The sequence below is a fragment of the Roseomonas sp. TAS13 genome (genome assembly GCF_001950415.1).
Taxonomy (GTDB): domain Bacteria; phylum Pseudomonadota; class Alphaproteobacteria; order Acetobacterales; family Acetobacteraceae; genus Roseomonas; species Roseomonas mucosa.
On sequence record NZ_BDLP01000269.1, the window covers coordinates 1 to 6,093 of the forward strand.

General features: G+C 64.4%; 7 protein-coding genes. 2 read left to right on the forward strand and 5 right to left on the reverse strand.

Going from position 1 to position 6,093, the window contains the following annotated elements; translation table 11 throughout:
- The 5 genes from ROTAS13_RS17650 to repC all read right to left on the reverse strand — a co-directional run.
- On the reverse strand, positions 1-779 hold a 779-nt coding region (locus tag ROTAS13_RS17650), incomplete at its 3' end, for a ParB/RepB/Spo0J family partition protein (RefSeq protein ID WP_075822989.1).
- Positions 776-1,522, reverse strand: a complete 747-nt coding sequence (locus tag ROTAS13_RS17655; RefSeq protein WP_075822990.1) for a ParA family protein — start codon at positions 1,520-1,522, stop codon at positions 776-778. The genes ROTAS13_RS17650 and ROTAS13_RS17655, both read right to left, overlap by 4 nt.
- Positions 1,523-1,774: 252 nt before the next feature.
- Complete coding sequence (locus ROTAS13_RS17660) at positions 1,775-2,041, reverse strand: hypothetical protein (protein ID WP_075822991.1); 267 nt, start codon at positions 2,039-2,041, stop codon at positions 1,775-1,777.
- A gap of 650 nt (positions 2,042-2,691) precedes the next feature.
- Positions 2,692-3,186, reverse strand: a complete 495-nt coding sequence (locus ROTAS13_RS17665) for a hypothetical protein (protein WP_075822992.1) — start codon at positions 3,184-3,186, stop codon at positions 2,692-2,694.
- Between the two features lie 124 nt (positions 3,187-3,310).
- Positions 3,311-4,594: a plasmid replication protein RepC gene (gene repC, locus ROTAS13_RS17670; RefSeq protein WP_075822993.1), complete on the reverse strand. Its 1,284-nt coding sequence runs from the start codon at positions 4,592-4,594 to the stop codon at positions 3,311-3,313.
- Between the two features lie 863 nt (positions 4,595-5,457).
- Here repC and ROTAS13_RS17675 point away from each other — a divergent pair.
- Entirely contained in the window at positions 5,458-5,766 is a 309-nt protein-coding gene (locus ROTAS13_RS17675; protein ID WP_075822994.1) for a hypothetical protein, read from the forward strand.
- A 24-nt stretch (positions 5,767-5,790) separates the two neighbouring features.
- Complete coding sequence (locus tag ROTAS13_RS17680) at positions 5,791-6,009, forward strand: hypothetical protein (RefSeq protein ID WP_075822995.1); 219 nt, start codon at positions 5,791-5,793, stop codon at positions 6,007-6,009.
- Positions 6,010-6,093: the final 84 nt, after the last annotated feature.

The following is a 6,093-nucleotide window of genomic DNA, read 5'->3' on the forward strand; positions in this document are numbered from 1 at the left end:
TCCTGGGCCGGCGCTGCCGGCGCCTCGGCGCGATCTAGCACGATGCTGCCGGTGGGCTTGCCGGTGATGCTCGATGCGATCCGGCGGGCCTCGGTGATCGTGAGGGTGGCGCCTGGGGTGTCCTTATTCGCCGCCTCGAACGCCTCAAGCGCCTGCATGATCTGCTCGGCGCCCTTCTCCCAAACGCGGGAAAGATCGTAGAGCGCGCGCATGTCGGCCCGGTCCACCCACGCTTGCAGCTCGGCCGGGTAGTCCACGAACTTGCGGTATTGCGAAACCTGCCAGTCCTTCAACGCGCAGATAGCCGCGATCTGCTTGTTGGTGTTTCCATCGCTCGCGAGCCTCGCCACGGACGCGACAAGCTCGGAATTGGTGAGGTTGGAACGCTGCGTGTTCTCGATCACCTGGGCGGCGTAGTCGCCTTCCTTGGCCGTGCGGATGATCGCTGGAATGTCCTTGGTGCCTGCCAGCTTGGAAGCCCGGAAGCGACGGGCGCCAGCTACCAGCAAGTAGCGGCCACCCTGGGGAGGCCGGACGGTGATTGCTTGGATCACGCCATGAGTGCGGATCGTCTCGGCCATCCCCTCAAGCTCGCCCTGGTCGAAGTGCCGGCGCGGCTGGTTGGGGTCCTCGTCAATGTCGGCAAGCGGGATGCGGATGGGATCGCCTCGCGTGTCGCTGCCGGACGCGGCCATGAGGTTGCCAAGGGCGGCAACGCCAAGCGTGGCCTTGGGTCGTGCGGCGGCAGGCGCCGGCTTCTTCGTCGTGTCCTTGCTCATGCGCCCAACTCCATTTCGGCGGCGACATGCTCGAAGATGCCGCGGATTTCGGTCGAAGCCTCGCGGGCGGCTGCGCCCTTGTTGCTCCACACGGGTTCGCCGTCTGACGCCGCTTTTGCGTAGGCGTCGCGCTTCGCCACGATGCCGGGGAACAGCAGCTTGCCGACCGTCTCGGCCAAGCTCTCGAACAGCTCACGCTCGCGCCGGCTCTTGCGGTCGTAGATGGACGGCAGCAGGCCAAGGAAGCGGGGTTCGGGGCGCTGATAGTGCGCCGATACGCCCTTGATCGCCTGGATCAATGCGGTCACACCCTGGATTGAATAGTCGCTGATCCCGATAGGCGCCAACACCGCATCTGCCGCCAGTAGCGCGCCGAATGTCCGGTTAGTGAGGCTCGGGGGAGTGTCGATCACGCACACGTCGTAATCGTCGGCCATGCTCGCGAGGTTGTCGCGGAACTGCTCGACAACCGCCATGTCGGCGCCTGCCTCTGCACGCAGTAGGTCGCGGGTGGAACGCGCCACGGTCAGCGGCCCGACCGGCTCAACCTGGGCCGCCCCGGCGAAAAGCTCGATCGCGTGCGTCGTCGCCAGATGGGCGCCTAGCGTCGCGCTCAAGTTGGCTTGCTGGTCCAGGTCGATAACAAGCGTGCGGTGACGTTCTGCGAAGAACCATCCCGCGTGCGCGACGATGTTCGTCTTACCGACACCGCCTTTCTCATTCATCACGACAAGGGTTTTCATTGGTCATCCCTGCATGGGCGGGCCGGAGCCTGGGCGGTTGCCGCCGCGTCGGAACCGGGCCGGCTCATCGGAGCCGGCATCGACAGACTAGGCGGGGCACTCGGTTTCGTCAACACTTGTAAACACTTTGGATGGGATATTTTACGGCGTGCAACCGACCTCGAAAGGTGGGCGGCTTTGCACCGTGCAAACTCCATCGGCTAAATGCCACCTCTGCGAAGCCGGGGAAGGGCGGGCCTCCCCCGGTGACGGTTAGACGTGGGCCGCGACGACCTCGGCCATATCGCGGAAGATACGGGCGTAAAGCTCGCTCTCGAACTCGGCCACGGGTCCGCGCTGCGACGTGTGCCGATACTTGGCGCTGACCGTCCAGACGTTGACGGGCCGGCTCGGGCGGCCATCAGCGCGCGTGACCGGGTTCTGTTCCACGGTGAAGGCTTCGTAGGACCGGAGCATTTCGGCCGCGTCGAAGTAGAACAGGACGGGGATCGGATGGGGTGAAGTCGGAAAGTCGAACATCGCTAAGTCCCTGCATGGGGTGCCGGAGCCTTGCGGTTGCCGCCGCGCCAAGTCCGGGCGGCTCATCTAAACCGCTCAAACACCCTGGACGGGCAGGGATAAAACGTCAATACTTGTAAACATCTAGAATTACTTTTATTTACATCCTGCCTCCTCTCCGATTTGCACCGTGCAAACCCCCGCCCCTTGTTCGACGCGCGCCGCAGGCGAAGGAGAACCCCTCGACCGAAGGGCGAGGGGCGTTGATAGACGCCCCTCGTCCCGACACCATCAGAACCGCCGGGGCAGGGCGCGGGGGTCAACTGGCCTTCGCAGGGACCCGCCTGCACGGAGCGGCGCGCAGCGACGCGGAGGAAGGTGGGTGGAAGGCCGGTTGGCGCCCGTGCCCTGGTCTGGCCTCCCTTCTTCCCGCCAGTCGGATCGTCACCCGAAGGGCCAAGACCCCGCTTGGGGGCTTGGGGAGCGAAGCGACTAGAGCCGCGGTGCCGCGCAGCGGCAGGCGCCGAACCCTTCGGCTTCAAAACCCCTGTAAATCAGGCTTCGATCTGCTATGTGTTGTCTTGCGTCTCCTGCATGGACCAACGCACCAATCGAGGCCCGGAGGGTTGCCGCCCGCCGGGCCTCATTTGCGTCCGGCTAGTTTCGGCCACCTAACCCCGGATGGTGATTTCAACAGCAGACGGATCGACGCCGAACGTCGCGGCAAGTGCCGCCTTGGCCTGCGTGATGTTCATCCCCTGCATCGGCTGGGCCGTCGTGGAGCTGGCCTGCGGCTCCGGCATGGGCTTCCAATCGAGGGCGTCGAAGTCGATGTGCCCTTCGTAGTCCTCGACGGTGTAGAAGCGCACCGGGTTCCGGCCTTCCCACTGATCGCCAACGTTGACCGTCGCGTACTCGCTGAACAGGACCAGCCACCGGCCATCGTGGTCGGTGGACTCCACCACGTCGGACACCTTGCCGACGATGAAGGCCGAACCGTGGGCCTCGTTACCCTCCGCTTCCCGCGTGTTCGCATTGCGGCAACAGACCGCATACTTGCACCCCTTCGCCCGGTTGCGATCGAGCGCCCACGACTGCGTTCCACCTACCGCTAGGATGGTTTCGACCGACTTATAGGTTAGAACCTGAACGACATTTCCCGACATGCTTGCCTCCTGCCGCAGCCCGACCGGCCGCGCCAAGGTATATGCAATGTATCGGATACGTTGTCAACAGGTATCATATACCTCCGCATACCTTCGCCATCCGCGCCGGGTCTTACGCCGGGGCCTAGTGCAACCGGGCTTTCAGCTTGTCGGCCAGCCCGAACAACGTCCGGTCTAGGCGCAACGTCCCGCCTCGATGCAGCTCCACCATTTTCCGCAGCAACCCGCCGGGATTCTGAACCTCGCCGGCAGCTCTGCGCGCGTCGATCGCGGCCAGTGTCACAAGGGCCTCAAGCCGGCCTAGCGCCTCGCAAGCCTGCCCCCATGCGTGCTGCGAGATTCCCAGCTCGGACCGAACGAACGTGCTTACGTCCAGCAACTCCGGCCACGTCGGGGCGGGCTTGGTGATCCACGTTGCGAAGCTCGGGGCGATCTGGACCACGAACCCCGGCGACACGTTGAAGCCCCGCAGCGCGCTTTCCTGCCTTCCTTCCCTCTTGCCCGTTTCTACCGGTGCCGCTCGATCTGTTCTCGGCCGGATAGCGATGACGTGGCTGTCTGCCTTAGCAAAAGCTCCGGGCCGACTAGGCCCGTCCGCTTCCGTATTCGCTTTAGCGATAAGAGGCTGGTTTGTAGGTGTATGGAGGGGCCGGTTTTCCGACCCCACGGGGGCACTTTCCACAGCTTCCGAAGGCTGATCCTCGGTCGGTGTCAGCGCCTCAAGCGCGCCCTGGTGCAGATCGTTCAAGGCCGCGAGGATCGGGGCGAGGATAGCCGGATCGCGGCTCTGGCCCTTGGATGCGGCGAGCTGGCGGGCTTCCGCGTCAACGGCCTCCCAATCGCCTGCCGCCCCTTCCTCTCGCCCCAGGTCGCACAAGGACAGCACCTTGTTGCGGAGCGCCGTCACCTCGTCGCGGAGCTGCACGCCGCGCTTCCACTCCGCTTGCCGATCGGCCGCCATGCGTCGGAACTCGGCCACGCGCCACGCGAGGGGAGACAGGTCGAAGCCGTAGGCGATCGTCACGCGCCCCTCGGCGTCCCGGTGCCCGTATCGCTTCCCTGTGGGGCTGTCGTGGATCTCCAACAGCCCCAGCTCCTGGGCGGCTCGGAACACGGTCTTGAGCTGGCTCTCTTGGATGTTCAGCACGTCGCCTAGGACGGCGTTCGACGGCCAAGCCCAAATCGGGCCGCTTCCATGCGTCCAGTCGATCGCCCTGGTGCATCCCATCAGGTAGTCGATCAGGGCTAGGACGCGCTGCGGGCATCCTAATGCCTCGGCCGCGCGCTTGAGCGCACCCAGCACAAGGCCCGGCTTGGTTGGTTCGTAGCAGCTCGGCCGGGTGGCCCGGTGGGCGAGCATGGCGGGGGTAATCTTCCGGCGCCCGGTCGGCACCGTTTCGGCGTGCATGATTCGTCTCTCCTTCGCGCGTGAAGGAGCCAGGGCGAAGGACGCAAGCCGCCGTTCGGAGGGATTGACTGCGATCGGCGCAGTCCCTACCTTCCGTGTTGCACACTAATTGTCGGTCCAGCGGCTAGCTGACCTCATCACCGAAAAAGCCTCCCGTTGGCGCGGGGGGCTTTTTCACTTTCTGGCTCGGTTGTTCCGGGTCGTCCGGTCCCTTTCAGAAAACGTCGTAAACAGCGGGCACCATTGCCCGATCGCGCGCGCGCGTCAATTCCAGACGCGCAAAGCGTGATTTCGGCTGCAATTAGCCGCCTGTGTCCGTCTCGCATCTGACGGGCGTTTTTGCAACTTCACCTCTCGACACCCCCGGCCTACTCGGTTCACGTCCTGCGAGGCACGGCGTGGCGCAGACGATGCGCTACTTCCGTTCTAGCCCATTGCAATGTTGGACATTCTATGGAAGCCGACATGAGAACAGATCAGGAACAATCGGAAGGTTCCCGTTCGTTAGAGAGCTGGTGAAAAAAGGTGTTTTCATAAAAACACCTATGACACTATACGGGTGTTGCACCGGCTTGGCGGGAGGTGAAACTGATGAACCACAACGCTTTGCAGGTCGGGCCTCGCAAGAATCGGTCGTGTTCTGCTATGCGCGCTGTGACGTGTGGTTTCCGGCTGCGTGCGCCTTCCGTGGCTCGTGGCTTCGTGCCGTCGTCGCTTCTTGGCGCGGGATGGACTTCCAAGACGCACGTTCGCGCCTCAATCCTACCGGCCGTAGGGCCGTCTGCTGGGGGGCGCGGTTGCCAAAGGGGTTATCAGAGGGCGAAATCAGGCAGGGGATCGCGGAAGGGGGCCGCATCCGCAACGTGCTGGTCGTCTGTACCGTCGGTCCGCCCGACACCCGCGAGCATCTGGCCTATATCCGGCCAAGCTGGCGCCGCGACTTCCTCCCCATGCGGACCTGGGGCGACAAGGCTAACCGCACCTACAAGGACGTTGACCGCCTGCTCGCGCTTCTGCGCGACGATTTCGGATACCAAGGCGTCATCCCTTTCTACGTCGCTGACGACCCCGATTTGCCGAAATATCGTGCTCTCGCGGCCTCGGCGCGCGAGGACGATCCAGCCTTGCTCAAGCTCCTGGAACACGCGCCGAAGGCTCCCCAAGCCGACTAACGACGCCGGGCGAGGGGGGATCGCATGATCCTCACCCTCGCCGCCTTCGCGCAGCTCGCGACCGCCTGCGGTCCAACCGTCCACGTTGACACCCTGGCGGCTGTCGCCCGGACGGAAAGCCGCTTCAACACTCTGGCGATCGGCGACAACACCGCCCGACGCTCCTACGCACCCGCGACGCCGGAACAGGCGGTCGCCCTGGCTGTGGATCGGCATGGAATAGGAACCCTGTTGGAGGGGTGATCGGCGTCCAAACGGGACCCCACTGACGGCGGGGTTCACAGTGGTTTCCGGGATGATCGGGAGCCAGTGCTGGGATGCTGGTCG

Coding starts and splice junctions, on each gene's coding strand:
- repC (WP_075822993.1), bottom strand. CDS start 4,594: ATGCACGCCGAAACGGTGCCGACCGGGCGCCGGAAGATTACCCCCGCC.
- ROTAS13_RS17665 (WP_075822992.1), bottom strand. CDS start 3,186: ATGTCGGGAAATGTCGTTCAGGTTCTAACCTATAAGTCGGTCGAAACC.
- ROTAS13_RS17655 (WP_075822990.1), bottom strand. CDS start 1,522: ATGAAAACCCTTGTCGTGATGAATGAGAAAGGCGGTGTCGGTAAGACG.
- ROTAS13_RS17680 (WP_075822995.1), top strand. CDS start 5,791: ATGATCCTCACCCTCGCCGCCTTCGCGCAGCTCGCGACCGCCTGCGGT.
- ROTAS13_RS17660 (WP_075822991.1), bottom strand. CDS start 2,041: ATGTTCGACTTTCCGACTTCACCCCATCCGATCCCCGTCCTGTTCTAC.